This window comes from Roseinatronobacter sp. (genome assembly GCF_051859525.1).
Classification (GTDB): Bacteria; Pseudomonadota; Alphaproteobacteria; order Rhodobacterales; family Rhodobacteraceae; genus Roseinatronobacter.
In genome coordinates this window covers 43,668-69,409 of sequence record NZ_JBHYFM010000014.1, presented here as the reverse complement: position 1 = coordinate 69,409, position 25,742 = coordinate 43,668, and the positions used below count along the sequence as shown (strand labels likewise).

Genomic DNA, 25,742 nt, shown 5'->3' with positions numbered 1-25,742 from the left:
CCGCGTCAATATCGCCATCGCGCAGCGCATCGGCGGTTTCATTGAAATTCAGGCGCTGTTCGCTGATGTCGTCATAGGTGATGCCATTGGCCGCAAGCAATGTCTGCGCGCTGACTTCCGTGCCCGATCCCGGCGCACCGACCGACACGCGCTTGCCGCGCAGATCCTCAAGGCTGGTGATCCCGCTACCCGCCAGCGTCACAATCTGCACCGCATTGGGGTAAATCGACGCAATCGCGCGCAATTCATCCACCTGACGCCCCTCAAAGGCCCCTTCGCCGTGAAAGGCCTGATACACAGTATCGGCCAGTGCCAACGCCAGATCGGAGTCAAACCGCGACACCAGCGCAACATTCTCGACCGACGCGCCCGTCACCTCCGCACTCGCCGAGGCCCCCTCAACATGGCGGTTGATCACTTCCGCAAGTCCACCCCCATAAGGAAAATATACACCACCAGTCCCCCCAGTCGCTATCGACAATTCCTGCGCATGCGCAATGGACCCGATGCTGAGTGCAGCGACTGCCATGGGTACTGACAAGGCCCTAAGGCCGGTTTTGCATAGAATTTTCATGTCCTCTCCTCCAGTTTCCGGCAATGTGCCGTGATATCCCGCCACTCCTCTCGGGGTGGGATCTGGATAAAGGATACTGCCTGACCGGAACAGGATTTTGCGGGGCGCGGCGCAATTTTCATGGCAGCAGATCGCCACGCCCGACGCAGGAATCTGCCACAGGTGCCGCTGGCCCGCCCGCTACAGGTCAATCGTCAGCACAGCGCCGTCGGTCGCCGGGCGCGAGCAGCACAGCACAATGCGTGTCGCGCGTTCGCTGGCCGAGAGGACATAGTCGCGATGCTCGATCGGGGTATCGGCGTTGTGGGTTGCGGCACATACCCCGCAAATGCCGTCCTTGCATTTCATCGGCACATTGATACCTGCGGCGGCCAAGGCGTCCGTCGCGCTTTGTTCCGCGGAAACCGCGACCATCCGGCCTGATGACAGGCGCAGGGTAAAGGGGTGGTTCACATGTGGCGCAGCTTCCGGCACAGCGAAATATTCGCGCGACATTGCTGTGTCGGGCCAACCTTTGGCGCGGGCGGCATCAAAAACGGCGTCCATATAGGCTATGCCGCCACAGGTATATAGCCGCATATCGTTCTGCCAGTCGGGGATCAAGGCACTCAGGTCGGCGCGGTTGCCAGCGGCGCTGTTATGCAGATGCGCGCGTGCAGCCCAGGGCGCTGCGGAAATTTCCGGCCAGAAGCATGCCGCGCCGCGCACGGAATAATGCAGTGCGAAGTCGCGGCCAAGGGCGTGCAGGCGGTGGGCCATGGTCAGCATTGGCGTGATGCCGATACCGCCCCCCAGCAACAGCGAGAATTGTGCGCCCTCGTCCAGTGGAAAATGGTTGCGCGGCGGCGATACAAACACCCGTCGGCCGGGCTGAAAGACGCGGTTCATCAGGATTGATCCGCCGCGCCCCGCTGCTTCGCGCTGAACGCCCAGCACATAGCGCGACCTGTCGGCGGGATCACCTGCCAACGAATATTGCCGTTGGTATTCCGGTGCGATGACCACATCGATATGCCCGCCCGCCTCGAAGGGCGGCAGGTCGGCACCGTCGGGGCGGGTGAATTCATAGCGCACCACATCATCTGACAGATCATCGCGCCGCGACAGTACCACAGGAAACACTGGCGGGGGGCCGGACAGGGGAACGGGGCCGGGGGCAAGCCCGTCTGTCTGCCCGCGTGCAAGGCGGTTGCGGTATTCGTCAGGGGTGAGCAAGGCGCGGTAGCGGGCAATGCCGTCCTCGCGGTTCAGCGGGTGGATCACCGGCAAGGGCGGCGGCATGACATCGGCGGGGTAGACTGCCAGCGTCTGATCCTCGGCTTTCAGCTTCAGGTCACGGTTCAGTCCGCGGGTATTTGCAGCCCTTGCCGCGACATAGCGGCCCTGTGCAGGATCAAGTTCAATATCCCACCACCATTTCTTGACAGGATTGATGGACCCCCGCCCCAGCCTGTCATCCAGTGCGGTGATGACCGGTGCAGCGGCAGGCAGGGCAATGGCAAGGCGGCGGAAAGGTTCCTCGACCAGCAGCCCCTCAAGGTTCCACGGGCAGGTTTTCATGCAGCGCCCGCACATGCCGCCGGCAGAATTGGTCAGGCGGTAGCGCGCACATTTTTCAGCGTCGGATTTCCAGATCTCGTAGCCGTTATACATCAGTTTCGGCCCCGCAGTGATGGCACCGCTGGGGCATTCCCGCGCGCATTTATTACAAGAGGCGCAGAAGCGTTGCAGGCCGAAATCAATCGGCTTGTCGTGGGTCATGGGCATATCAGTGGTGACCGCCCCCGATTTCAGGCGCGGACCCAGAAACGGGTTCAGGATGACTTCGCCTATGCGGCTGACCTCGCCCAGACCGGCAAGCAACAAAAGCGGCGGTTGCAGCACCTCGCCGTCCAGCACCGTGTGGACGCGTGCCGAATAGCCCAGACGGCGCACCTGTTCGGCGATAACGCCCCCTTGCAGCGAGAACCGCAAATAGGCGCGCATCGATTGGGCAACCGAAATCCAGTCATCCCCACTGGCGCCTTCCATCGTCTCGTGGCCCTGATCCAGCAGCATGGCAATGGCATTGGGGTGGCGTGGCGTGATGGGGTTGCCGCCCGCGTCATGCGAATACCACGCCCAGTCGGGCACGCGGGTGGTGCCTGCAATATCGACCGACAGAAAATGTGCGGCCCCTTTCAGGTTGTCACTGTTGCGTGCCGGGTCGCTGGCGGACGGGTGGACCGGCCCGCGCGCCTCGCCGAATTGCAACAATAACAATGCGCCCAGTGCGCGGCGCGCACAGGCCCCGATGGGCGATTTCAGCACATACATGCCGCCCTTGGTCGCGTCCTGAACCTGTTGGCCCATATCGCCAAACAGGGCGCGGGCAAAGAAATCTGCCCGTTTGGGAAACCGTGGCACGCGCGGTTCGTCAATGAATGTTGTGGGCGTGTCGACGCGTTTCAGCCGTTCGACCTGATGCGGACCATGGCGGTAGGGGCGACCCGTCATCAAGGGTTTGCGGCGGGGTTCATGGCCCGTGCGCTTCGAACGGGCGCGCGCCCAATCCCCGCCTTTCAGCGGCAAGTCGCAGGCGATGTCAAGCGTGGTGCTGACGACTGCCAGACCATAGCGCGTGCCCACAAACGGGTTCACGGCCTGCCCGCCCTGCACGGATGCCAGCCCCGAGGACACCGCCAGACGCGGCAGGTCGATATCAGAGGTTGAGGCCGTATGCGCCCGCGCCTCATACCCCAGCATCCGCAGGTAGCTTGACAGCAGAATGGCAGTATTCGCCGCCAGCAATGCAGCCCGCTGCGGCTGGGTTCCATGCGTCCAGTCACAGCCCGCTTCATCAGGGTCGGGGTCGCGGGCATAATCAACCAGAATGACCAGCGCATGGGTGTGGTGCGGCACAGGGCCGGGGGCCGCACGGGCGGAGTCCAGAATATCGGCATAGATTGCGTCAATACCGGCGGCAAATGTCTTGGGCTGGCCCTGTTCCAGTTCCGCGCGGATGCCGTTAATGTCGGGGTTGCGAAACGGGGTTTGCAGCCAGTCGTCGGGTGAAATCCTTGCCACGCCCATCATGGCCGCATCGTAATAATAGCCCGCCGCCTTCAGGTGCTGCGCGCGCGCAACCGGATCGGCGGGAATATCGGCGGTGCCATGTCCGACAGCGCCGTCGCGCACCGTGTCAAACATGGCCATGAAACGGCCCATGGCATGCGACAGCGACAAGGGGTCCGGGTCGTCAAAGGACAGGGGCTGACAGGGCACCAGATCGGGTGTTTCTGGCACAGTGGCGCAGCGTGCAAGGGTTTCCAGCGGGAAGGGGCCAAGATGCACGGGACGGTCGCGGTAAGAAAACAGTTTGCCCATGCGGGTTCCTTATAGTCGGGTCAGGTTTTTGCCTTCGCCCTGTGCCAGAATGGCCAGCGATTGCATCAGGATGCGTGATTGTTCAGGGCTGAGTTTGGCATTGAAATGTGCAGCCACTTCATTGGCGGCGGGACGATTTCGGGCCAGAATCTCCTCTCCGGCCTCGGTCAGGGCCAGTGTGACCTGCCGCCCGTCGGGGCCTGCGGGACCCGTGCGCCGGACCAGTCCGCGCGCCTGCATCGTGGTCAGCAAGCGCGATGTGGATGCGCGTGTAATGCCGATATACGCGGCCATTTCGGACGGGGTTTCGATTCCGTCTTCGCCCAGACCGCACAGCACCACCCACATCAGGCGGGTCAGGTTGTCGCGGGCCAGAACGTCCTCCAGCCGGGATTGCATGATCCGCGCCAACCGCGACACGCGCCAGCCCAGACGTTGATGCAGCAGATAGGTATCAGACGGGTCATCCATGGGGACATGGTTTGATAGAATGGTTAGCGATGTCAATTATGTAATTTGCAGTGCTAATCAGTTATGTGCATGATCAGGGGCGCCATTGAATGATGCGTTGCGGTGTTGTCGGGGCTGTAACAGGTGCCGGTTCTTGCCAATCCGTGAATTTTGCGGCACATCCCGAATACCGGCCACCGGCATGGGGTCGCGGCAAACAAGGGGGTCCACATCATGCACCGTATCATCGCGCCCGCAGTTTTGGCGGCCTTGCTTGTTGCCGGATGTGCAGGCGGACCGGGCAGCCCTTCGACCCGCGCCGTTGTTCAGGGGGCGGGGGCAGAGTTGCTGAAACTTCGCGCGGGTCCGGGGCTGGGTTTCAATGTCATCCTTGGCCTGCCTGATGGCACTGCCCTTGTCCAGCGCGGTTGCGTGACAGAGGTTGGCCAGCGCTGGTGCCGCGTGTCGCTGGAGCGCGCGCCAAACATATCGGGCTATGTCTCGGCTGATTACCTTTCCAGCCGCTGATTGCACAGCGCAGGCGTGGCACGCTGAGCCGCAGGGCGCGCAGTTGCGGGTTATGGCAGCGGAATATACTCGCTGCGGTCCTGTGGCGGCAGATCGAACAGCCCTTGCCCCCATCTGGCCGCGCGCCAGTCTGCTTTTGCGGCCTCAATCCTCTCTCGTGATGATGCGACGAAATTCCACCAGATATGGCGCGGACCGTTCAGCGTGGCGCCGCCCAGTGCCATCAGCCGCGCGCCCTGTTCGCCCGCGCGCACGGTAATCCTGTCACCGGGGCGGAACACCATCATGCGCCCCGCCTCGAACACCTCGCCCGCGATCTCGACACTGCCTGACGTGATGTACAGGCCACGGTCCTCATGGTCGTCCGGCAGCGGAAAACGCGCGCCAGCCTCTAGCATAACATCCAGATAGAATGTGTCGGAATACATCGTTGCTGGCGCTTTTGCGCCGTATGCCGTGCCAAGGATCAATCGGGCCTTGATGCCGGTATCAAGGATTTCGGGCAATCTATCCGCGCCATGATGCTCGAAAAACGGCGCGTCATCCTCGCGGTCCTCTGGCAGGGCAATCCATGTCTGAATGCCAAACAGGCTGGACGGGCCTTGTCGCGTTACTTGCGGCGTGCGTTCCGAATGGGTGACCCCCTTGCCCGCCATCATCCAGTTCAGCGCGCCGGGGCGGATGACCTGATCGGCGCCTGTGCTGTCCAGATGATGGAATTCACCCTGATACAGGTATGTTACGGTTCCCAGCCCGATATGCGGATGCGGGCGCACATCAATCCCCTTGCCGGTCAGGAATTCCGCAGGGCCGGCCTGATCGAAAAATATGAACGGCCCGACCATTTGTCGCTTTGGTGCAGGCAGGGCGCGGCGCACTTCGAACCCGCCAATGTCGCGCGCCCGTGGCACAATCAGCGTTTCAATGGCGTCAATGCCGACATCATCGGGGCAACCGGGATCAAGCGTGGGGTTCCAGCTCATGGTGCATCCTCCTGTTTGCGAATTAACCTATGGTGCGTCGGGCGATCGGGCAAGCAAAGCCTGTTCGCCCGGCACGAACACGGCATTTGCTTGGGGCAGGGCGCGATTTCATTACCGGCCTGATTCGAAATAGCTGACAATCTGGTCACGAACCCAGATCAAGGCGCGGTCTGTTGCGCCATAATGGTGCCATTGGATCACTTCGGTCAGGGGCGGAATCTGGACAGGCGCTTCGATAATGCGCAGCGGCATGATGCGCGTATAGGCTTCGGCCAGACGCCGATGCGCCAGGGCAATGCGTGTGGTTCCCGCAATCAGAAAGGGCATCGTTGAAAACGACCCCGCAACAATATCAATCTTGCGGGATTTGGCCCCGAATTCGCGTGTAAACCACTCCTCATAACTTGGGGCTGAATTCGGGCCGAAGCTGACGGTCACATGGCGCATTTTCAGAAATTCATCCAGCGTTACATGCGTATCGATCAGGGGGTTGTCCCGACAGATCAGGCAGCAAAAGGTTTCGGCGAACAAGGGCGCGTGGGGGTGCAGGTGTGAAACATAAGCCTGTGGCATGGCCAGCAGGTCAATCTCGCCGTTCTCCAGCAAAAGATCAGGTGCATTTTGTCGCCCCTGTAATTGTGACGGTTGCAGAACCTCGAATCTGACGCCCGGTGCGGCACGATTGATCATGCGCATCGCATTGGCCAGCCCCGCAATCATAAGGTAGTCGGATGCAAATATGCGGATGGTCCGTTCCGACGACGCGGGGTCGAAATCCGGCGCTGTCATGATACGGGCATCGATTTGCAGCAGCAGGTCACGGGCCGCTGCGGCAAGTTCCAGACCGCGCGCAGTCGGCACCATTTCCCGCCCGACCTGCACCAGAAGGTCATCGTTGAAATGTTCCCGCAACCGCGCCAGCACACCGCTGATTGTGGATTGATTGCGCAACAGCTTCTCTGCGGCGCGCGACACACTGCGTTCGGTCAGCAGATGGTCCAGTGCGACAAGCATGTTCAGATCGAAGCCATTGAAGCGCATATTGTTTTCCTGCCATAAAGTATCGAAATTTCCGATATACTACATCCAAAGTTTCGATTTTTAAAATATAAATAGTTTTGCTACCTCTTTTCGGGCGCCGGTTGCGGCGCTCTGGAGGAGGAACCCATGTCCCGTCATTTCCCTGCATTCGCTGTTGCGTTCGCTATGCTTTGTAGCCCTGTCGCCGCGCAGGAGCACCTGATTTTCGCCACGGCCAGCCCGTCCGAGGGGCCGATTTCGACAGTTATTTTTAACGATTGGGCCGCGCGCATTAATGACGATGGCGCGGGTATTGTCGAGATTGACGTTCGCCACGGTTTCACGATGGCAAATCCGGCCAATTTCTATGACCGCGTCAAGGACGGTGTGGTGCCCATCACCTGGGGCATCATGACCACGATTGGCGGGCGCTTTCCGTTGACCGGCATGGCAGAATTGCCATTTCTGAGTGATGATGCCGAAACGGCGTCTGTTGCGTTCTGGCGGCTCTATGAAGAAGGGCATCTGGACGCGGAATACCATGACATTGTTCCCCTGTTCCTGACAGCGTTCCCGCAATCGGGCGTGCATTTGTCGTCGCCGCTGGCATCGCTGGACGATCTGGCAGGTGCGCGCGTGATTGCCGGATCGCAGACCAATTCGCAGGTTATTCAGGCGCTGGGCGGGTTGCCGCAATCCATCAACCCCGCTGACGCCTATGAGGCTATCCAGCGTGGCACTGCCGATGGCCGCTTCGTGCCCTGGACCGCATTCCCGCCCTTTCGCATGGAGGAGGTCACCAACTACCATATCGAGGCACCAATCGGCACCGCCATCGGCATGGTGTTCATGAACCGTGACATCTGGGACGATCTGCCGCCAGAGGCCCGCGATGTGATCATGCGTCATTCCGGCGAAGCGCAAAGCCGACTTCTGGGCCAGTTCTTCGATGCGCAGAATGACGGTATCCGTGCGCGCGTTTCAAACATGGACGGGCATGAAATTGTAGCACCTGACGCGCAGCAATCGGCGCAATGGGAAACATGGCTGGCCCCTGTGACCGAAAGCTGGCTGGAACGCACCGAAGGCGGCGCGGCCCTGCTGGAACGCTTTACGCTATTGCTGGAAGAAGCGGCCGCAGACTGACGCCCCGCGTCCCAAACCCCTGTTGCGCCCAGTTCGCCAATTCCGAAGCCAATTCCGCAGGGTGGCCAGCCCTACCCTGCGGAGCAGCGAGGATCGCCCATGTCACACCCGAAAACAGATACGTTGCCGCGCAAGCCGGTGATTGATGTCGTGTTGCACCGCATTACCCGCCCGCTGGCATTTGCGGGGGTTCTGGGCATGCTTGCCGTGGCCGGTGTCACGGTGGTTGCCGTCTTGCTGCGCTGGTCGGGTCTGGGTGGTCTGGCCGCAATGAACGAAATAACCGGCATGCTGTTTGCCGTGGCCATTGCCGCCACATTGCCTGCGGCCACCGCGCAACGGGTGCATCTGCGTATTGATCTGCTGGGCGGCATGATGGGGCCGCGGGTGCGGCGGGTGATGGACCTTCTGGGGTCCATGCTGCTGTTGCTGTTTCTGGCCCTGCTTGCGCGCGAGGTTTACGCCTATTCGGGACGGCTGATTTCAGGGGGGCGGACCACAACCATTCTGGGTTGGCCGGTGGGCCAGTTTGTGCGCGCCGTGGGCGTCCTGCTTTGGGCCACAGTGGCTGTGCAGGTGGTGATCTGCGCGCTGGACCTGCGCCGTCTGACGCTGCGCCTGCCTGCCAGTGATGCCGATGGTGGCCCCGCCGGAAGTGCGCGCACGCATCCGCTGGTCTGGGGGCTTATGCTGGTCACCGCAGCGGCGATGGCGTGGCTTGTGTGGTGGGGCTGGGGGGATTTTCGCGGCATGTCGCGCGTGGTCACCACTGCCCCGCTTGCATCTGTCGGGGTGGGGTTTGCATTGCTTTGGGCGGCGCTTCTGCTGCTGTTTCCGGTTTCTGCGGTGATGGGGTTGATGGGGCTGGTGGGAACCGCGCTGTTTCTAAGCTGGCGTCCGGCATGGTCGGTGCTGTCATCGGAAACGGTGGGGTTTCTGACCAATCCGCAGGTTGCCGCGCTGCCGCTGTTCTTGCTGATGGGCAGTTTTGCCATGGTCGCGGGCCTGTCGGATGATGTGTATCGTCTGGCGCGCGCGGCACTGGGGCGCTATCGTGGTGGTCTGGCACTGGCCACGGTCGGGGGGTGCGCGGGCTTTGGTGCGGTGACGGGGTCATCGCTGGCCACAGTTGCCACATTCGGACGGATTTCACTGCCGCAGATGCGCGCGGCGGGGTATTCCCCCGCGCTGGCCTCGGGGACGGTTGCGGCGGGGGGCACGTTGGGCGCGCTGATCCCGCCTTCTGCGCCGATTATCCTGTTTGCACTGCTGACCGAGGCCAGCATCGGCCAGTTGTTTGTTGCAGCGGTTATCCCGGGCCTGATGGCGGCAGCCCTTTATATGGGCACAATCGCACTGGTCGTGCGCATGAACCCCGCCGCAGCGCCCGTGCCCGAACCCGGCCCACCGGGCGAATTGCGCGCAGCATTTGCCAAGGCCGGTCCGGTGACTGCCTTGTTCGGCACGGTCATCGGGGGGCTGTATGCGGGCGTCTTTACCGCCACGGAATCGGCCGCAGTGGGCGCGATCGGGGCGTTTGTCATGGCGTTTATGCGCGGCAAGCTGAAGCGGCGCGAAATCCTGTCTGTCATGGGCGAAACCACTGCGATCACCGCCATGATCTATATGCTGATCTTCGGGGCTATGGTGTTTTCCTTCTTTGTGGGTGCCAGCCAGCTGCCCGAGACGCTGACGCGGATGGTTGGCGCACTGGATGTGACGCCGCTGCTGGTCATTGCGATCCTGCTGGTCATGTATCTGCTGCTTGGCTCGGTGATGGACAGTTTCGCCATCATGATCATTACTGTGCCCATCGTCACGCCGTTGATCCTTGGTATGGGCTATGACCTGATCTGGTGGGGGATCATCATGCTGGTGGTGGTTGAAACCGGCCTGATCACGCCGCCTTTTGGCGTCAATCTTTTCGTCATCCGTTCGGTCCAGCCGAATGTGCCGCTGGCCACAGTGTTCAAAGGGGCGCTGCCCTTCGTTCTGTCCGATTTCCTGCGCCTTGCGGTGCTGGTGCTGTTTCCGGCGCTGGTGCTGTGGCTGCCGTCACAAATGTAGAAGGTATATAACATGCCCAAGATTATCGACCTGTCCGTGCCGCTGGAAACCGGCATTGCGTCCGACCCGCCGGGTCTGCTGCCCGAAATCGACTATCATGACCATGACACCGGCGCGGCCGAGTTCGAGGCCATGACGGGCCTGGACCGCGCGCAGTTTCCCGACGGCAAGGGTGCCGCATCCGAGCGGTGCCGCATCACAACCCATAACGGCACCCATCTGGACGCGCCATGGCACTATCACCCGACAATGGACGGTGGCAAACGCGCCATCACCATTGACGAAGTGCCGCTGGACTGGTGCTTTCGTCCCGGTGTGAAGCTGGATTTCCGGCATCTGCCTGACGGCCATGTGGTCACCGCCGCCGAGGTTGAGAGCGAGCTGGACCGCATTGGCCACAGCCTGCAACCGTTTGACATTGTGCTGGTCAACACATCCGCCGGTGCCGCCTATGGCCAGCCCGATTTTCTGGCGCGCGGCTGCGGCATGGGCCGCGAGGCAACGCTGTATCTGACCCGCCGCGGCGTGCGTGTCGCGGGCATTGACGGCTGGTCATGGGACGCGCCTTTTGGTGCCACATTGCAGCGCATCCGCGCCACCGGTGATGCCAGCCTGTTCTGGGAAGGGCACAAGGCCGGCGCTGAAATCGGTTACTGCCATATCGAGAAACTGACCAATCTGGATCAACTTCCCGCCCACGGTTTCACCGTGGCCTGCTTCCCCGTCAAGGTCGCCCGTGCAAGTGCGGGCTGGTGCCGGGCGGTGGCAATTCTGAATGACTGAAAGGACGCAAATGTTCAGATACTTTCCAACCAATTATGTCTGGGACCTGTCGGTCAATCTGGCCATCGAAATGGGCGGCCGGATGGGTGAAATCGCCGAAATGTGCGCCCCCCTAACCGAAGCCGCCAAGGCCCCTGATGCAGATGGAACCCGCGCCTTCCGCGAAAGCTGGGAGAAGATGGCCCAGCGGCTGGAAGGGCTGGCGCAGGATGATCTGGCGCGCGGGCGCACGCTGTCGGCCAGCACCAAATTGATGCGCGCGGCCAATTACCTGATTATTGCCGAACGGATGCAGGCGCACGGCTCGGACGGGCGGCTGGCGTTGTATCGCCACCATCTGGCAAGCTTCTATCAGGCGCTGTCCTTGGGGCGTAGCGGTGCATATCGTGTGGAAATTCCTTATCAGGGCAAGCACCTGTCAGGCATTTTTGTGCCCGCCGAGGGGGTCCAAGGGCCGCAGCCGGTTTTGATACAGGTCAACGGTTTCGACAGCACCAAGGAAATGCGCTACATGGCGCAATTGCCCGGACTGCTGGCCAAACGCGGGATCGCGTCACTGGTGCTGGATCAGCCCGGCACCGGCGAGGCGCTGCGCCTGCAAGACCTGACCGCGCGCCATGATTCCGAGCATTGGGCCACCCCCGTCTATAACTGGCTGGCCGCGCGCGCGGATGTGGACGCGGCCCGTATCGGCATTGAAGGGGTGTCACTGGGCGGGTATTACGCCCCGCGCGCCGTGGCGTTTGAACCGCGCTTTGCCTGTGGCATCAGCTGGGGCGCAAACCATGACTGGCGTGATGTGCAAAAGCGCCGTCTGGAACGCGAAGGCGATTTCCCCGTCCCGCATTACTGGGCGCATGCCGCATGGGTGTTCGGCGCGAAGGATATCGATGATTTCATGGCGCGTGCCGAACACATGCACCTTGATGGCGTGCTGGACCGCATTCGCGTGCCCTATCTGGTGACACATGGCAAGCATGACACCCAGATCCCGCTGAAATGGGCACATCGCACCTACGATCAACTGGTCAACAGCCCGCACCGCGAGCTGGTGATCTTTGACGAACGCACTGGCGGTGTCATGCATTCCAGCGTCGATAATTCCGGCCCTGTGCTGGATTGTATTTGCGATTTCGCCGCCGAAACGCTTGGCGGCCGGACCGCCTGAACACAAGGAAGATACCATGCAGATCATCGGACCCGACCTTCTGGTCTTTGGCGTGGACGACGTGCCCGCCTGCCATGAGTTTCTGACGGCCTACGGGCTTGAACCACAGGACTACAGCCCCGAAAATGGTGGGTATTTCATGGCGCTGGACGGCACCGGCCTTGAAATCCGCCGCCGCGACGACCCGTCGCTGCCGCCCGCGTTGAAAACCGGCAACATGCTGCGCCTGCAGGTGCTGGGCGTCGTGGATGACGCCGCACTGGAGGCCGTGGCCAAAGAACTGGGCCGTGACCGGCAGGTTCTGCGGCTGGCGGATGGCAGCTTGCGGTGCCACGACGATCAGGGGTTCGAGCTGTCGTTCCGCGTGACCACCCGCATAGCATTGGATATGCCCGCCGAGAAGGTGAACGCCCCCGGCGACTATGGCCGCAAGCCCAATGAAATTGGGGTGTCCGCAAACATGCCCGCCAAACCCCGCACGCTGTCGCATATCGTGTTGTTCGTGCCCGATATTGACGATGCAGTGGCATTCTACCGCGACCGGCTGGGGTTCCGGATCACTGACGCGCTGACCGGCGCAGGTCCCTTCCTGCGCCCGCAGGCCAATCCCGACCACCACACGCATTTTTTCATTCGCACACCGCCCTATATGCAGGGCTGCGAACATCTGGCCTTTCATATGGGCGGGCCGACCGAACTGATGGTCGCAGGCAGCCGGATGATGGAACAAGGGTTCGAGTCGTTCTGGGGGCCGGGGCGGCATAAATTCGGGTCGAACTGGTTTTGGTATTTCAAAAGCCCGCTTGGCTGTAACGTGGAATTCGACGCCGATATGGACATCCATGACGATGACTGGGCCCCGCGTGAAGCGCCCATGGGGCCAGAGGCCTCGCAGGCGTTTTTGCTGCAATGGCGCAAGAAATGGGCGCCGAGTGGCGGACCGAAGAAAGACTGAAGCGGTGGTTCTGGTGCATCTGGATGACCTGCCCGATGGCGGCGCACGCGGTTTCGATGTGGCGGGCCTGCGCTGCAAGGTCATTGTGGTGCGACGCGGCAATCAGGTCTTTGGCTGGCGCGACCTGTGCCCGCATTACGCAGGCGGAACACCCATGGCATGGAAGCGCGATGCCTATCTTAACGGCGCGCGATCCCACATCGCATGCCACGCGCATGGTGCATGGTTCGACATTGAAACCGGACATTGCGTCAAAGGTCCATGCCTTGGAAAGAAGCTGACAAAAGTGCCGCTAAGCATCGATGATGCGGGCATGGTACACATACCCTGACCTGAAAGATATTAAGGAATAAGCAATGAACACCCCCTTACGAATTCTGGTTGTTGGCGGCGGCTTTTCGGGAATGTCCGCAGCAATCATGCTGTCAGAACAAGGGCATTCCGTTGATCTGTTGGAAATTGACGCAGACTGGCGAAGCTATGGCGCGGGGATCAGCCTGAATGGCGGCATATTCCGCGTGTTTGACCGGCTTGGCATTCTGGACGGATACCGTGAATGCGGGGCAATGATTGACGGTATTGAAGTGCGCGGGCCTGCTGATCAGGTGTTCGCGCATATCCCCACCCCCTCGTTGATGGAAGGCGCGCCCGGCAGTGGCGGGATCATGCGCCCGGTGCTGGCACGCTTGCTGGCGGATCGGGTGCGCAAAACTGCCGTGAATATCCGCCTTGGGCAGACGTTCGATGCGCTGGCAGACGGCGCGGATGGTGTTGATGTCACCTTTCGCGATGGCAGTTCGGGCAGGTATGATCTGGTGATCGGTGCGGACGGGCTGTATTCGGCAACCCGCGCAGCCGTGTTTCCCGATGCCCCCGCGCCCCGCTATGTCGGTCAGGCGGTCTGGCGCGCGGTTGTTACGCGCCCTGCGCATTTGCCAAGCGTTGCCATGTGGATGGGGCCGGGTCTGAAACTTGGCATCACGCCTGTGTCAGATGATGAAAGCTACATTTTCCTGACCGAGAACCGGCCCGAAAATACCTATGTCCCGCCAGAAACCCATGTCGAAAGCCTGAAGGCGCTGCTGGCGAATTTTACCGCGCCCACAGTGCAGGCCATCGCCGCAGAACTGGGTGCGGACAGCCAGATTGTGTATCGACCGTTGGAGCAGCTTTTGCTGCCGCGCCCGTGGTACAAGGGGCGTATCGTGATGATCGGTGACGCCGTTCACGCGACAACCCCGCATATGGCCGCCGGTGCCATGATCGGCATGGAGGACGCAATCGTTCTGGCGGATGAACTGGCAGCGCATGACACCCTGCCCGCAGCGCTTGATGCCTTCCAATCGCGCCGCTGGGAACGTGCCCGCATGGTTGTCGAGAATTCCGGCCGTCTGGCCGAGATCGAGCAAGGCCACGGCACACAGGACGAGCACCGCCAGATCATGGGCCAGACATTGGGCGCCTTGGCACAACCGATCTAGAGCATGTTGCGCAAAAGTGGGAACCGGTTTTGAGCTTCTCGAACATGCAAAACCAATAAGTCAGAACATGTCGCGTGAACACGAATGAACGCGACATGTTCTAGGCCGAAGGTCGATCCGACCACTGACAAGGCCAGTGCACCGCATTGCGACAATGGCAAAAAGGACATTGTGATGAAGTTTGCAACCCTTCCTGACGGCACCGAAGACGGCACGTTGCTGGTTGTTTCCCGCGATCTGACGCGGGCGGCACCGGCTGCGGATATCAGTCCAAGCCTGCTGGCGGCGCTGCGTGACTGGACCCGCACGGAGCCGCTGTTGCGCGCGCGCGCCCATCAGGTCGAGGATGGCACTGCACCGGCGCTTGCGCCGTTCGCACCCAAAGACGTGCTTGCGCCCCTGCCGCGTGCCCCGCAATGGCTGGACGGGTCGGCCTTCTTGAACCACGGTCGCCTGATGGATCAGGCTTTCGGACATGACCCGTTGCCCGATTTTGATACACATCCGCTGGTCTATCAGGGCGCAAGTGACGATTTTCTTGGCCCGCATGCTGCATTGGTCACACCTGACGAGGCCCTGAACATTGATTGCGAGGGGGAGTTCGGTGTTGTCGTCGATGACGTCCCCATGGGCACCAGTGCGCAGGATGCGCTGGGACTTGTGCGGCTGATCGTGCAGATCAATGACTGGTCCCTGCGCGCCCCCGGCCCATGGGAAATGAAGCGCGGTTTCGGGTTCATACAGGCCAAACCGTCCACGGGTTTCGCACCATGCGCCATTACCCCTGATGAACTGGGCGCACATTGGCAAGGCGGGCGGGTGTGCCTGCCATTGCATGTTGGCGTGAACGGCAGGCGTCTTGGCAGCCCGCATGGCGGTGAAATGGATTTCCATTTCGGGCAGATCATTGCACATGCCGCGCGCACCCGCAGCTTGCGCGCGGGCAGTATCCTGGGGTCTGGCACAGTGTCAAACGCGGCGCGCGGCGCGGGATCTGCCTGCCTGACCGAACTGCGCGTCATTGAGAAAATCGATTTCGGCGCGCCTCAGACCCAGTTCCTGCGTTTTGGTGACCGTGTGACCATGGAAGCCCGTCTGCCGGACGGCCCTGCATTCGGGGGCATTGATCAAAAGGTGCAACAAGGCTGAACGACTTGCGCCCGCGAATTGCGACCGGACAGTCGGACGAATGTGCCGCGTGGCCGCCTTGCAAGGTCGGTCATGTGCAACCGGCGGCATGGTCCTACCGTTGCAAGGTTGAAGGGGGATTCAGGTGCCATGCGCCGGGGTCAGAAGGTTCAGCCGCCGCAGGGCGGGCAGAAAGCGATTGCGGCGGGCCACCTGTCCGGTGGCGGCCATGCCGATGCAGTATTTCGAGCACCGCTTGGTCGGATGCATATGCATCGCGCGCAGGATCTTGTCAGCGATGCCATTGCCGAGCTTCGATTTCGTCTCGATGATGAACATGTCGGGGCGCACGATGCGGGTGACATTCGCGGCCTCGAAGCGCAGCGCAGTGTCGATGGTCATCCGCTCGCCACCGGCCTTGGCCACCAGCGTGATGCGCTCGTATTGCATGCCGATCACGGGGGCGAGGGGCTTGGCAAAGGGCCGGGCATACAGGTCGCTGTGGCAGGTCTCGACAAAGTCGAGCGCGCCTTGGTCCAGCCCGTTTTCGGGTTCGGCCAGCTTCAGGCGCTTCTTTACAGTGACCTGCCGCTTGTCCTTCAGCTTGACCTCCAGATAGCTGAACCCGGCATCGACATAGTCCCGCACCCGCACCTTGCAGCGTTTGCGCCGCCCCTGGTGGTGGTCGTAATAGCCGTGCAGGCCGGGGTCGTCGAAATAGGTCGTGGCATAGGTGAAGGCGCGCTTGCCATCGATTTCCAGCACATCGAAAAGCTCCGAGAATGCCTCAAGTGCAGGGCGAAAGCGGCTGGCGGGCAGGATATACTTGTTGTCCAGCCGTTCCAGCATCGCGGCCTTGCTGTTCAGCTCGTCCAGCGAAAGGGGGGTGAAGCCGTCCAGCACCGTTTTGATGATCGGGTCCATGATCGGGGGTCCTTATGCGCGGGGCTTAAGGAAGAACACGTTCAGCCGCGCCATGTCGTTGATGTAATCGAGCGCCGTGATCTGATAGGACATCACATCGACGCCCAGACGCGTGGACAGATCGGCGCGCATCTTCTTGGGGTCAGACAGGGCATCATGGTCGATCTTGTCGAGGGTGATTTTCACGCCATCGCTGGACGCAAGGATCGCCGGATGGTCGAAGACAAAAGCCCCCAGCAAGACAATCGCGACAACGCCAAGGGTAAAGACCAGCTCCGTGCCCGGAATGGCGCAGATCACGGCGATGGCGACCGATCCGAAGAAATAGGTGATCTCGACCTTGCTGATCTGTTCCGAACGCAGGGTGAATAGCGCCAGGATCGCGAACAGACCGAAGCCCGCGGCAAGCGAGAACTCGACCGACGACAGGATCGACAGCACACCAAAGGCAAAGATGTTGAACAGCGAGGCCGCCGTCACCAGCTCCTTGTCGCGGTAGCGGCGGTAATACAGGCCAAAGACCAGCGCGACCATCGCCGCGATATTGATCAGGAAACGCAGCGGCGTTTCGTTCTGGATGAGTGTGTCAAGCATGTGTCAGTTTCCTGTGTTGAATGAAGTGATCTTTGCGATCGACACGAGGGAAACGGAGTGGGTGCGTGGTTTATTCCGGCCGATGTGACGATTTTGTAAAAAACCTATCGGCGTGGCGCGGGAACGAAAAAACCCGGCCAATCGGGCCGGGTTTACCTGGATTGGTTGCGCCGGGCGGTTATTGCCCCAGTGCGCTGCGCTCTGCATCCCCTGTCAATGCAGGGCCGGCCCCGATGTCATCAAGCAGCCGGTCGATCAGCCCGACACCAATATCCGAGGCGGGAAGGAAGCTGCCCGCCTCTGCATCCTGCACGCTCAGCGCCAGGGCCCAGTCGCCGGTTGCACTGTCGCGGCAGGTGACATGACGCAGGCTGTCTTGAGCGATCATCCGGCACAGGCCCAGATCAGTGTCATAGCTGGCCAGAACGCGGGCCTTGGTCCCGTCGGGCAGGTGCATTTCGCCACCAGTGGGCAGGCTGGCAGTCACCGCGCCGATATTGGAAACAGCCGCCATCTGCGGCGCGCTTTCGCGCCCGGCCCAGAACCCGCCCACCACCAACACGATCGAGGCCGCAATCGCCATGCCCCAGCCCGGCAGAGCCAGCGCCCGTTTGCGAAACGGTACGACCTTGCCCTGCGCCGCGCCGCCTTTCAGGATTGCGGCGATCAGGCGGTCGGGCACAGGTTCGGGCGGAAAGGCATCTTGCATCAGCGCGCGTGTTTCCACGAAATCAGCATAGCGCGCGGTCAGATCGGGGTCGGCATTGACGCGCCGATGCAGGCGCTGCGCGTCAGTTTCGTTTAATTCGCCATCGGCAAGGGCCATCAGCATTTCGTCACTCACTTCATCTGGTCGGGTCATCGTCTGATCCCCTGTTGCTGCGCCCCGAGGGGCTTGTCTTTCAATCTTTCGGCCAGCGCCAATCGAGCACGGGACAGGCGGCTCATCACCGTGCCCTCGGGGATGTCGAGTGCTGCTGCGACCTCGCGGTAGCGCATCCCTTCCACGCAAACCAGCATCAGCACGCTGCGTTGTTCCTCGGGCAAGCCTGCCATGGCGCGACGAACCTCGCTCAGGTGCAGGCGCGCTTCAGAGGTGGTGCGACCATCCTCGCCCGCCAACGTATCAGCGGCCTCGGCATCGAATTCCACTGTTTCGCGCCGTGCGCGAACGGTGTCGATCCAGGCGTTGCGCAGGATGCGGAACATCCAGGCATCAAGCCGGGTGCCAGGCGTGTAGCTGTCCAGATTGCGCAGCGCTTTCTCGATCCCGGTCTGGACCAGATCGTCGGCCTGATCGGCAGCGCCCGTCAGACTGCGCGCAAAACTGCGCAGGCGCGGCAGAAGCTGGATCAATTCTGTTCGGATATCTTCACGCACGGACTGTTCTTTCTGTATACTCGACACGGTAACGGATGCGCGGGTCGGTTTATTCCCGCCGATATGAATTTTTTGTGGAATATGTTGATGCGCTCTTTCGTTAAGGATGTGACAGAGCAAACGCAACCATTACAGGAAGTGCCATGACGAAGCCTTCAGACGTGGATATCGCAAGACGCAGGTTGCTGCGCAAGATCGGCCTCGGGGCCGGGCTTGCCTATATAGCGCCTGCACTGAGCGGGCTGAGCGTGGCGCGGGCCTCTGGTGGCAGCGGTGGCGGGGGGGGCGGTTCTGGTCCGTCCGGCCCATCCGCCGACACGCGTAGTGGGTCGGACAGTGGCGGCGGGACCAGGTCAACCACACGGCGTGAACCCGCCCGCGTGATCCGGCAAGAGCCCGTGCGCCAGCCTGTGCGCCGCCGCGCCGCGCCTCCTCCGCCGCCTGAAATTGTGGCGTTGGTTCCGTTGAGCCAATCGCTTGACCCTGCCTTGAACGCGGGTTTCACCGCAGTGGCGCAGACCGATCTGACCGGGTCCGAGGGGGTGCTGGTGCGCTTCGGTCTGCCGCAAGGCCGTGATCTGGCAGACGCGATCGTGGAACTGGCAGAGCTGCTGCCCAGCGCGCTTGCCGATGAGAACCACCTTTATACGCCAGATGATTTTCTTTGCGAGGGCGAAGACTGTGCGGCCCATGCGATGATCGGCTGGGCGGGCTGGCCAAGCGCCATGCGTCCGCGACTGGGAATGATCGATACTGGCATCAACACTGACCACCCGGCGCTGCAGGATCGGCGTTTGACGGTCCATCAGGTCGATCTGGGAACACGCGACGCGGCAGGACGCCAACATGGCACAGCGATTGCGGCGATGCTGGTGGGCAGCGTCGAAGGCCGTGTTCCGGGGCTGTTGCCAGATGCGGCGTTGATCGCGGTCGAGGCTTTTCACAAGCGCGGCGCAACCGAACAGGCGGATGCGTTTTCAGTGACGGGCGCGCTTGGCCTGTTGGTGTCCGAAGGCGTCGATGTGATCAACATGTCCTTCTCTGGTCCGGCCAACCGCGTGCTGGAACGGTTGATCGACCGTGCTGCGGAAAGCGGGATCGGGCTGGTTGCCGCGGCAGGCAATGGCGGGCCAGGTGCTGCGCCCGCATATCCGGCGGCATGGCCGCAGGTCATCGCCGTTACGGCCATCGATGCGCGCGAACGCATTTACCGGCAGGCCAATCAAGGCCCCTATGTGGCGCTTGCCGCACCCGGTGTGAATATATGGACCGCCGCATCCATTTCCGGCGGGCGGTTGCGCTCTGGCACGTCCTATGCGGCACCTTTTGTCACCGCGGCGCTGGCGGTCGAACGCAAGCGTGCGCCGGAACTGGATATCGGGGAAGTGACCGGGCAATTATTCGCCTGCGCCCGCGATCTGGGGGAAGCCGGGTTTGATCCGGTCTTCGGGCATGGCCTGATCTCGGCGCCGGGACAGTGCGACAGCGGGGCGCAGATTTTTTCGGTCAGCGGGGAATAAAAACTCCGCATCGCCCGTTTCCCCTTTGCGCAACCAACAGCGCGTTCAGGGAAAGGAAATCCTCAAATGTCTGAAGATGAAAGCAAAATGATCTCGCGCCGCAATCTGCTGATGAAACTGGGGCTCGCCGCAGGCGCGGCCTATGTCGCACCCGCAGTTGCAGGTCTGGACATCGCGCGTGCCAGCACGGGAAGCGGCGGTGGCGGCAACTCAGGCGGCGGGCGTTCGTCTGGCCCTTCGCGCCCATCCTCAAGCGGTCGCGGCAGAAGCTCTGGCCCGTCGCGGCCCCGCAGTTCAGGCAATCGCGGCGCTTCGCAGACGACACGCTGGCGCTGGAACAACAACCGCAAACGCTGGGTCCGCGCCCGGATCAGCCGTTGACCGGGCCGACCATGAAACCCGTACAAAACATGCCGGGGGCTGCGCATGGCAGCCCCTGTTCCCGGGCCAGCGTGCTTCAGTTCCGCGGTGTCACCCTGTCCGTGCGGCTCGTGGATGCCCCAGAGGTCGAGATCGCGCTCGCGCAGGCGCTGAAGGGCTGGCCCGTTGACGCGGCCCCAAACCCCGATGCGCAATCGCGGGAAGCCGTCATTTGTGGCACGCAAGCTGGCTTTGCGACGCACTCCATCTATCTGGAGGAATCCCTGAACGGGCTTGGCGTTGCAGGGGCCACTTGTGCCGTGATTGCGGATTTGGCGCAGGATTACTTCGAATCCCGCCCCGGCAGTCTGGCCCTGCATTGCGCCGCGTTTCGGTTCAATGACAGGCTGATCGCCATGACTGGCCCTTCGCGTGCAGGCAAAAGCACTTTAGCCGCCCGCATGACACAGGAACCTGATGTCGAGGTCTTTTGCGACGACGTTCTGCCCATGCCATCTGACGGCATTGCCATCGGGCTGGGCATCGCGCCACGCCTGCGCCTGCCGCTACCCGATACCGTCAGCCCGGCGTTCAAGGCCCATGTCGCGCGCCACACCGGCCCGCGTGACAATCGGTATGCCTATCTCTGTGCGCCAACAGTCGCCCTGCATGGCACGCGCGCTTCCTTGTCAGTGCTGCTGATCCTTGATCGGCGGGACGCTGCCACAGCGGGTTTGCATGCCGTGGCCGACGATGAAGCCCTGCACTTCCTGCTGTCGCAGAACATGTCAGACCTGAATACGCCTCAGGCCGCCTTTGACAGGCTGTCAGACCTGCTGTCCGGCATCACTTGTCTGCGGCTGGTCTATTCCGATCTGGAAGACGCCGTGGCGCTGATCCGCCGCGCATTTGGAACAACCACGCCACTGGCCGCAGATGTCGAAATTGGTCCAATCTTGCCTGAGGCGACCCATGCCCGTCATCCGCAAGCGGATCTGCCCCCGGACATTTGCTGGTCACGCAATCCCGAGGTGGTGATCCAGCAGAAGGCTGACGGCGCGTTCCTGTGGCAGCCCGGCAGGCAGATGATCTGGCACATGAATGCTCTGGCGCTGGCCGTCTGGGTATTACTGGAAATTCCCGGCAGCGCCACCGAACTTGCGACCACGCTGCATGAGCATTTCCCCGACCAGACATTGTGCGACCTGATCCGTGATGTGAATACATTACTACAGGCGCTTTCGCACGATGGCTTGATCGAGGAAACCGCAAAGACCATCGCAGGCTGAAACCCTTGTTATTTGGTGGCTACCCTGTCGTGCAGGCAACCCCCGTGGCGTTCGGTGTCTAGCCGCAGCATCCGGCGGATCGGGCTTGGGGTGAATCCGTCTGGATCAGGTGTCCAGACCTTGCAGATGTGGTCGTCGTGTGCGCGTCGCCTCGACGTGCCCCGCACATGACAGCCCCTTGACCAGCGCCGGTTAATCGTAGCGCAAGTCTTTCGCTTTGCCGCGGAAGATATAATAGGCCAGCGCGGAATAGCCCGCGATGACGGGCAACACGACCAGCACACCGACCAGAATGATCAGCAGGCTTTCGGGTGCGGCGGCGGCGTCATAGATCGTCAGGCGGTCGGGAACCACGAAGGGATAGAAACTATAGGCCAGCCCGATAAACGCCAGAATATACAGCAGGCTTGCCCCTGCAAATGGCAACCATGCAAGTGAGTCCGGAACCTCGGCCATACGCCGCAGCACCAGCCACAGCCCGACAATCAGCGCAAGGGACATCAACGGCAACGGGGCCAGCAAAAAGAACTCGGGCACCGAAAACCAGCGTTCCCATATGCGTGGATTTACCAACGGCGTAGCCAGCGATACGGCAGCAAGCCCCAGCACAACCCCGAAAAGGGTGCGTTTCGCCCAGTTGATTGCAAGGTCTTGCAGCGCGCCTTCAGTCTTGAGGATCAGCCAGCACGCCCCGATAAACGCGAAGCCCGCAGTCAGCGCCAGCCCTGTCAGTGCCGAGAATACATGCGCAGCCAGCGTATGTTCCAGCCCCATGATATAGAAGCCCAGCATATACCCCTGCGACAGCGCCGTCAGCAACGAGCCTGCGAAAAACACTTTGTTCCATAGCGGTTTGTGTGGCGCGGGCACCTTGGCGCGAAACTCGAATGCCACGCCGCGCAGGATCAACCCGATCAGCATAAGGGCAACAGGCAGGTATAGCGCGGTCAGGATCGCGCCATGGGCGATTGGAAAAGCCACCAGCAACAGCCCCACAGCCATGACCAGCCAGGTTTCATTCGCATCCCAGAACGGCCCGATCGAGGCCACCATCCGGTCCTTTTGCGCAGCGTCACCAAACGGCGTCAGCAGCCCCACCCCCAGATCAAAACCGTCCAGCACCACATATATCAGGATCGACAGACCCATCAGTGCGGCAAATATGACCGGCAGCGTAATTGTCGCATCGCCAAGAAATGCTGGCATATTCATTCCCCCGGAACAGTGTGCAAAGGATGCGCCGCAAGCGCGGGCCTGACAGGCGTGGGGTCGGGCAGATCAGCTGAGGATGCCTGCGCCGCGCGCCGCGCCAGAAACAACACAACACCCAGATATGCGAATAACAACAGCGCATAGATCACCAGATAGGTCACAAGCGTCGAGAGCACCAAAGCCGGTGGCACATCGCTGACCGCCTCGCGGGTTGTCAGAACGCCTTGCACCAGCCACGGCTGACGGCCGATTTCGGTCGTATACCAGCCAGCCAGCGTGGCAACCCAGCCCGAAAAGGCCATAGGCACAAACGCCCAGATGACAGGGCGCGGCAGCGCGTCCATGCCCTGACCGCGGCGCATCATGAACACCGTCGCCCATGACAGAAGCAGCATTGCCATCCCCGTGCCAACCATGATCCGGAAGGACCAGAACACCGGCGCAACTGGCGGGTGGTTGATTGTGCCGTCCTCTGCCACGAAATCATTCAGGCCCGGCACTACACCGCTTGGGCTGTGTTCAAGGATGATGCTGGCCCCTGAAGGGATACCCAGCGCGAAACGGTTTTCGCGCGCGGCTTCATCCGGCAGGGCAAACAATAACAGCGGGACATGACTGCGCGTTTCCCAGTTGCCTTCCATTGCCGCCACCTTGGCGGGCTGGTGTTCCAGTGTGTTCAGGCCATGCAGGTCGCCCGCGTAGATTTGCAGCGGGATGATCACGGCCGCCATGATCGTGCCGGTGCGAAAGGTCTTGCGCATCTCGGCGCTACGGTCCCCGATCAGCCAGCGGATGGCCGACACGCCTGCCAGAACAAATGCCACTGTCAGCCCCGAGGCCAGCAGCATATGAACCAGACGGTAGGGCATCGAGGGATTGAAAACCACCTCCCACCAACTGGTGACATGGGCCACGCCGTCGCGCATCTCGAAACCGGCGGGGGTGTGCATCCAGCTATTGAGTACCAGTATCCAGAAAGCCGACATTGTCGTGCCAACCGCGACCAGCACTGTCGCACCGGTATGCGCCCATCCCGGCACGCGGCGAAAGCCGAACAGCATGATGCCCAGAAACACTGCCTCCAGAAAAAAGGCCGTCACGATTTCATATGCAAGCAACGGACCTGCGATGTTGCCCACACGTTCCATGAAGCCGGACCAGTTGGTTCCGAACTGGAACGACATTGTAATACCCGAGACAACGCCCAGCGCGAAGGTCAGCGCAAAGATCTTCACCCAGAAGAAATAGGCATCCATCCATGTCTTGTCTCCGGTGCGGCTAAACCGCCATTTGAAGAACACCAGAACCCAGCCCAATGCGATGGTAATCGTGGGGAACAGGATGTGGAAGGTAATATTGGCCGCGAACTGGATCCGCGACAACATGAAGGGATCTGTTGCAAGGTCCATGTGTCAATTCTCCGTCTTTGTGGCGCGTCTGGGCAGGATACGGGCGGATTGCGCAAATTTTTGCAGCTTGGCGCCCATATGCAGCAAGGCCACCAGTCGCTCTGTCTCCAGCGTGTTCATCTGGTCGTACCAGCCGGTCAGCAATTCGATCAGCTCTCGCATCTCGGTAATGCGGCCTTGGGCATAGGCATCCTCGGCCGAACCGGGGCGCATCTCCAGCTGGCGCAGCTTGGTCAGCGTGGGGTCAATCTCGCGTTTCTTGCGTTCCTCGACCAATGTGCGGACGATCTGCCACATGTCGTCGGGCGTGGTGAAGAAATCCCGCCTGTCGCCGGGCAGGTGGCGCAGATGCACAAGATTCCAGCTTTGCAACTCCTTCAGGCTCATCGAGACATTGGAACGTGAAACGCCCAGCATCCCCACCAGATCATCCGCGCATAGCGGGTCTTGCGACAAAAACAATGCGGCATAGATCTGGCCCACAGTGCGGTTGATGCCCCAGCGCGATCCCATCTCGCCGAAATGAAGGATGAATTCTTGTCTCAGGTCTGTCAGCATTGCAATTACATTCATTTCAGTTTTTTCTGAAATAAACATATACACTGCATGTTTTATTTTGCGATGTGACAAGCTGGCGCGGGCATCGGACACCCCGCTGTCAGAGGCGCAGAAGCTGGATGCCAAGATGCCTTTGGTCGGTCGCCTGTGATGTTCTCATGAGATTGAAACACACGAAAAGAGGCGGAACTGGACCGATCACAACCTTCGCGTTGAAACGAGTTGCGCCAGCGCAAGGGGGGCTAAACAGTCAGGTGCGGGTGCATTGCCGTATTGACACCTGCCAGCGCCATTGAACGCGGCCTTGCCGGACATGGCTGATGCGCTTGACTTGCTGATGCCCGAGGCACGCAGCTTCATCCTTGAGGTCATGGAGGTATTCAATACGGTCGCTGACCGCGAGCGCGAGGAACCGGGCGCATTGCAACGCCGTGCTGCCATTGTCGCCTATGTTGTCATTGGATTGCTGATCGCCATGACACTGGTGCTGGCGGTTCAACGCGAACACCAGCGCCGCACGCGCGCAGCTTTATGCGGCTGTTGAGGCTTTGCAAGACGGCTTCGTGATTTTCGACAAGGATGAACGGCTTGTCCTGTCGAATTCACGTTATGCCGAACACCTACCCGGCCTGAGTCAGAAGTTGCGTCCGGACATGACATTCTCTCAACTGATGCGGGTCATGGTTGAAACCGGTGAGTGATGCAGTCGATGCCCCGACCGCGTCCGTTCACAATGACAGTCACGACCAGTTGCGGACGCGCCGCGCCGGCGTCATCGCAGTCTGCAATTCCGCCGGTTGTATCAAGGCCCTGATCGGCCCTGTCCCCGCGAATACATCTGCAAAAC

26 protein-coding genes are annotated in these 25,742 nt (G+C 61.2%); 14 read left to right on the top strand and 12 right to left on the bottom strand.

Features of this window, described 5'->3' with window-relative positions; translation table 11 throughout:
- The 3 genes from ACTIE1_RS11625 to ACTIE1_RS11615 form a co-directional block, all read right to left on the bottom strand.
- The coding region (locus ACTIE1_RS11625; protein WP_439563387.1) for a TAXI family TRAP transporter solute-binding subunit at positions 1-574 on the bottom strand (574 nt) is incomplete at its 3' end.
- 180 nt (positions 575-754) lie between these two features.
- Positions 755-3,940 carry a 4Fe-4S double cluster binding domain-containing protein gene (locus ACTIE1_RS11620; protein ID WP_439562963.1) on the bottom strand — a complete coding sequence of 1,062 codons (3,186 nt, stop codon included), beginning with the start codon at positions 3,938-3,940 and terminating at the stop codon, positions 755-757.
- A gap of 9 nt (positions 3,941-3,949) precedes the next feature.
- Positions 3,950-4,411: a MarR family winged helix-turn-helix transcriptional regulator gene (locus ACTIE1_RS11615; protein ID WP_439562962.1), complete on the bottom strand. Its 462-nt coding sequence runs from the start codon at positions 4,409-4,411 to the stop codon at positions 3,950-3,952.
- Positions 4,412-4,624: 213 nt separating this feature from the next.
- Here ACTIE1_RS11615 and ACTIE1_RS11610 point away from each other — a divergent pair, with 213 nt between their 5' ends.
- Positions 4,625-4,918, top strand: a complete 294-nt coding sequence (locus ACTIE1_RS11610; protein ID WP_439562961.1) for an SH3 domain-containing protein — start codon at positions 4,625-4,627, stop codon at positions 4,916-4,918.
- A gap of 50 nt (positions 4,919-4,968) precedes the next feature.
- Here ACTIE1_RS11610 and ACTIE1_RS11605 read toward each other — a convergent pair whose 3' ends face one another.
- Together ACTIE1_RS11605 and ACTIE1_RS11600 are read right to left on the bottom strand one after the other, a co-directional pair.
- Positions 4,969-5,901, bottom strand: coding sequence for a pirin family protein (locus tag ACTIE1_RS11605; RefSeq protein ID WP_439562960.1), 933 nt, complete (start codon positions 5,899-5,901; stop codon positions 4,969-4,971).
- Positions 5,902-6,012: 111 nt separating this feature from the next.
- Positions 6,013-6,942 carry a LysR family transcriptional regulator gene (locus ACTIE1_RS11600; protein WP_439562959.1) on the bottom strand — a complete coding sequence of 310 codons (930 nt, stop codon included), beginning with the start codon at positions 6,940-6,942 and terminating at the stop codon, positions 6,013-6,015.
- A gap of 126 nt (positions 6,943-7,068) precedes the next feature.
- Between ACTIE1_RS11600 and ACTIE1_RS11595 the strand changes: the two genes are divergently transcribed.
- The 8 genes from ACTIE1_RS11595 to ACTIE1_RS11560 all read left to right on the top strand — a co-directional run bounded on the left by ACTIE1_RS11595 (position 7,069) and on the right by ACTIE1_RS11560 (position 15,670).
- A complete protein-coding gene (locus tag ACTIE1_RS11595; RefSeq protein ID WP_439562958.1) occupies positions 7,069-8,067 on the top strand; it encodes a TRAP transporter substrate-binding protein in 999 nt (332 codons plus the stop codon).
- Between the two features lie 99 nt (positions 8,068-8,166).
- Positions 8,167-10,134 (top strand): TRAP transporter large permease subunit, encoded by a 1,968-nt coding sequence (locus ACTIE1_RS11590; protein ID WP_439562957.1) that lies wholly within the window; start codon positions 8,167-8,169, stop codon positions 10,132-10,134.
- A gap of 12 nt (positions 10,135-10,146) precedes the next feature.
- Positions 10,147-10,917, top strand: coding sequence for a cyclase family protein (locus tag ACTIE1_RS11585; RefSeq protein WP_439562956.1), 771 nt, complete (start codon positions 10,147-10,149; stop codon positions 10,915-10,917).
- Between the two features lie 10 nt (positions 10,918-10,927).
- Positions 10,928-12,085 (top strand): alpha/beta hydrolase family protein, encoded by a 1,158-nt coding sequence (locus ACTIE1_RS11580; protein WP_439562955.1) that lies wholly within the window; start codon positions 10,928-10,930, stop codon positions 12,083-12,085.
- 16 nt (positions 12,086-12,101) lie between these two features.
- The gene (locus ACTIE1_RS11575) at positions 12,102-13,040 is read left to right on the top strand and encodes a VOC family protein (RefSeq protein WP_439562954.1); all 939 of its coding nucleotides are present in this window, start codon (positions 12,102-12,104) and stop codon (positions 13,038-13,040) included.
- On the top strand, positions 13,018-13,371 hold the full coding sequence (locus ACTIE1_RS11570) for a Rieske (2Fe-2S) protein (RefSeq protein ID WP_439562953.1): 354 nt from the start codon (positions 13,018-13,020) through the stop codon (positions 13,369-13,371). Before ACTIE1_RS11575 ends, ACTIE1_RS11570 begins: the two co-directional genes overlap by 23 nt.
- 25 nt (positions 13,372-13,396) lie before the next feature.
- Positions 13,397-14,521, top strand: a complete 1,125-nt coding sequence (locus ACTIE1_RS11565; protein ID WP_439562952.1) for an FAD-dependent oxidoreductase — start codon at positions 13,397-13,399, stop codon at positions 14,519-14,521.
- A 174-nt stretch (positions 14,522-14,695) separates the two neighbouring features.
- Positions 14,696-15,670, top strand: a complete 975-nt coding sequence (locus ACTIE1_RS11560) for a fumarylacetoacetate hydrolase family protein (RefSeq protein ID WP_439562951.1) — start codon at positions 14,696-14,698, stop codon at positions 15,668-15,670.
- A 120-nt stretch (positions 15,671-15,790) separates the two neighbouring features.
- Here ACTIE1_RS11560 and ACTIE1_RS11555 read toward each other — a convergent pair whose 3' ends face one another.
- The 4 genes from ACTIE1_RS11555 to ACTIE1_RS11540 all read right to left on the bottom strand — a co-directional run bounded on the left by ACTIE1_RS11555 (position 15,791) and on the right by ACTIE1_RS11540 (position 18,547).
- Complete coding sequence (locus tag ACTIE1_RS11555; RefSeq protein ID WP_439562950.1) at positions 15,791-16,573, bottom strand: polyphosphate polymerase domain-containing protein; 783 nt, start codon at positions 16,571-16,573, stop codon at positions 15,791-15,793.
- Positions 16,574-16,585: 12 nt separating this feature from the next.
- A complete protein-coding gene (locus ACTIE1_RS11550; RefSeq protein WP_439562949.1) occupies positions 16,586-17,167 on the bottom strand; it encodes a DUF4956 domain-containing protein in 582 nt (193 codons plus the stop codon).
- Between the two features lie 178 nt (positions 17,168-17,345).
- Complete coding sequence (locus tag ACTIE1_RS11545; protein ID WP_439562948.1) at positions 17,346-18,029, bottom strand: hypothetical protein; 684 nt, start codon at positions 18,027-18,029, stop codon at positions 17,346-17,348.
- Positions 18,026-18,547, bottom strand: a complete 522-nt coding sequence (locus tag ACTIE1_RS11540; RefSeq protein ID WP_439562947.1) for an RNA polymerase sigma factor — start codon at positions 18,545-18,547, stop codon at positions 18,026-18,028. Before ACTIE1_RS11540 ends, ACTIE1_RS11545 begins: the two co-directional genes overlap by 4 nt.
- Positions 18,548-18,690: 143 nt before the next feature.
- Here ACTIE1_RS11540 and ACTIE1_RS11535 point away from each other — a divergent pair, with 143 nt between their 5' ends.
- From ACTIE1_RS11535 to ACTIE1_RS11525, 3 genes are all read left to right on the top strand, one after another.
- Positions 18,691-20,067 carry a S8 family serine peptidase gene (locus ACTIE1_RS11535; RefSeq protein WP_439562946.1) on the top strand — a complete coding sequence of 459 codons (1,377 nt, stop codon included), beginning with the start codon at positions 18,691-18,693 and terminating at the stop codon, positions 20,065-20,067.
- Between the two features lie 66 nt (positions 20,068-20,133).
- Positions 20,134-20,448 carry a hypothetical protein gene (locus ACTIE1_RS11530; RefSeq protein ID WP_439562945.1) on the top strand — a complete coding sequence of 105 codons (315 nt, stop codon included), beginning with the start codon at positions 20,134-20,136 and terminating at the stop codon, positions 20,446-20,448.
- A gap of 11 nt (positions 20,449-20,459) precedes the next feature.
- Complete coding sequence (locus ACTIE1_RS11525) at positions 20,460-21,716, top strand: PqqD family protein (protein ID WP_439562944.1); 1,257 nt, start codon at positions 20,460-20,462, stop codon at positions 21,714-21,716.
- 192 nt (positions 21,717-21,908) lie between these two features.
- Here ACTIE1_RS11525 and ACTIE1_RS11520 read toward each other — a convergent pair whose 3' ends face one another.
- From ACTIE1_RS11520 to ACTIE1_RS11510, 3 genes are read right to left on the bottom strand one after another with little or no spacing between them, the layout of a single operon-like run.
- Positions 21,909-22,922: a cytochrome d ubiquinol oxidase subunit II gene (locus ACTIE1_RS11520; RefSeq protein WP_439562943.1), complete on the bottom strand. Its 1,014-nt coding sequence runs from the start codon at positions 22,920-22,922 to the stop codon at positions 21,909-21,911.
- 2 nt (positions 22,923-22,924) lie between these two features.
- On the bottom strand, positions 22,925-24,337 hold the full coding sequence (locus ACTIE1_RS11515; protein ID WP_439562942.1) for a cytochrome ubiquinol oxidase subunit I: 1,413 nt from the start codon (positions 24,335-24,337) through the stop codon (positions 22,925-22,927).
- A 3-nt stretch (positions 24,338-24,340) separates the two neighbouring features.
- Positions 24,341-24,895, bottom strand: a complete 555-nt coding sequence (locus ACTIE1_RS11510; protein ID WP_439563386.1) for a GbsR/MarR family transcriptional regulator — start codon at positions 24,893-24,895, stop codon at positions 24,341-24,343.
- 313 nt (positions 24,896-25,208) lie between these two features.
- On the opposite strand from ACTIE1_RS11510, the gene ACTIE1_RS11505 reads away from it, so the two are divergent.
- Together ACTIE1_RS11505 and ACTIE1_RS11500 are read left to right on the top strand one after the other, a co-directional pair.
- Positions 25,209-25,439, top strand: coding sequence for a hypothetical protein (locus ACTIE1_RS11505; protein ID WP_439562940.1), 231 nt, complete (start codon positions 25,209-25,211; stop codon positions 25,437-25,439).
- A 4-nt stretch (positions 25,440-25,443) separates the two neighbouring features.
- Positions 25,444-25,596 (top strand): PAS-domain containing protein, encoded by a 153-nt coding sequence (locus ACTIE1_RS11500; RefSeq protein WP_439562939.1) that lies wholly within the window; start codon positions 25,444-25,446, stop codon positions 25,594-25,596.
- Positions 25,597-25,742 lie beyond the last annotated feature (146 nt).

Excerpts from the sequence above, each read along its gene's own strand:
- ACTIE1_RS11620 (WP_439562963.1), bottom strand. The coding sequence starts at position 3,940 with ATGGGCAAACTGTTTTCTTACCGCGACCGTCCCGTGCATCTTGGCCCC.
- ACTIE1_RS11615 (WP_439562962.1), bottom strand. The coding sequence starts at position 4,411 with ATGGATGACCCGTCTGATACCTATCTGCTGCATCAACGTCTGGGCTGG.
- ACTIE1_RS11610 (WP_439562961.1), top strand. The coding sequence starts at position 4,625 with ATGCACCGTATCATCGCGCCCGCAGTTTTGGCGGCCTTGCTTGTTGCC.
- ACTIE1_RS11605 (WP_439562960.1), bottom strand. The coding sequence starts at position 5,901 with ATGAGCTGGAACCCCACGCTTGATCCCGGTTGCCCCGATGATGTCGGC.
- ACTIE1_RS11600 (WP_439562959.1), bottom strand. The coding sequence starts at position 6,942 with ATGCGCTTCAATGGCTTCGATCTGAACATGCTTGTCGCACTGGACCAT.
- ACTIE1_RS11595 (WP_439562958.1), top strand. The coding sequence starts at position 7,069 with ATGTCCCGTCATTTCCCTGCATTCGCTGTTGCGTTCGCTATGCTTTGT.
- ACTIE1_RS11590 (WP_439562957.1), top strand. The coding sequence starts at position 8,167 with ATGTCACACCCGAAAACAGATACGTTGCCGCGCAAGCCGGTGATTGAT.
- ACTIE1_RS11585 (WP_439562956.1), top strand. The coding sequence starts at position 10,147 with ATGCCCAAGATTATCGACCTGTCCGTGCCGCTGGAAACCGGCATTGCG.
- ACTIE1_RS11580 (WP_439562955.1), top strand. The coding sequence starts at position 10,928 with ATGTTCAGATACTTTCCAACCAATTATGTCTGGGACCTGTCGGTCAAT.
- ACTIE1_RS11575 (WP_439562954.1), top strand. The coding sequence starts at position 12,102 with ATGCAGATCATCGGACCCGACCTTCTGGTCTTTGGCGTGGACGACGTG.
- ACTIE1_RS11565 (WP_439562952.1), top strand. The coding sequence starts at position 13,397 with ATGAACACCCCCTTACGAATTCTGGTTGTTGGCGGCGGCTTTTCGGGA.
- ACTIE1_RS11560 (WP_439562951.1), top strand. The coding sequence starts at position 14,696 with ATGAAGTTTGCAACCCTTCCTGACGGCACCGAAGACGGCACGTTGCTG.
- ACTIE1_RS11555 (WP_439562950.1), bottom strand. The coding sequence starts at position 16,573 with ATGGACCCGATCATCAAAACGGTGCTGGACGGCTTCACCCCCCTTTCG.
- ACTIE1_RS11550 (WP_439562949.1), bottom strand. The coding sequence starts at position 17,167 with ATGCTTGACACACTCATCCAGAACGAAACGCCGCTGCGTTTCCTGATC.
- ACTIE1_RS11545 (WP_439562948.1), bottom strand. The coding sequence starts at position 18,029 with ATGACCCGACCAGATGAAGTGAGTGACGAAATGCTGATGGCCCTTGCC.
- ACTIE1_RS11535 (WP_439562946.1), top strand. The coding sequence starts at position 18,691 with ATGACGAAGCCTTCAGACGTGGATATCGCAAGACGCAGGTTGCTGCGC.
- ACTIE1_RS11530 (WP_439562945.1), top strand. The coding sequence starts at position 20,134 with ATGTCTGAAGATGAAAGCAAAATGATCTCGCGCCGCAATCTGCTGATG.
- ACTIE1_RS11525 (WP_439562944.1), top strand. The coding sequence starts at position 20,460 with ATGAAACCCGTACAAAACATGCCGGGGGCTGCGCATGGCAGCCCCTGT.
- ACTIE1_RS11520 (WP_439562943.1), bottom strand. The coding sequence starts at position 22,922 with ATGCCAGCATTTCTTGGCGATGCGACAATTACGCTGCCGGTCATATTT.
- ACTIE1_RS11515 (WP_439562942.1), bottom strand. The coding sequence starts at position 24,337 with ATGGACCTTGCAACAGATCCCTTCATGTTGTCGCGGATCCAGTTCGCG.
- ACTIE1_RS11510 (WP_439563386.1), bottom strand. The coding sequence starts at position 24,895 with ATGCTGACAGACCTGAGACAAGAATTCATCCTTCATTTCGGCGAGATG.
- ACTIE1_RS11505 (WP_439562940.1), top strand. The coding sequence starts at position 25,209 with ATGGCTGATGCGCTTGACTTGCTGATGCCCGAGGCACGCAGCTTCATC.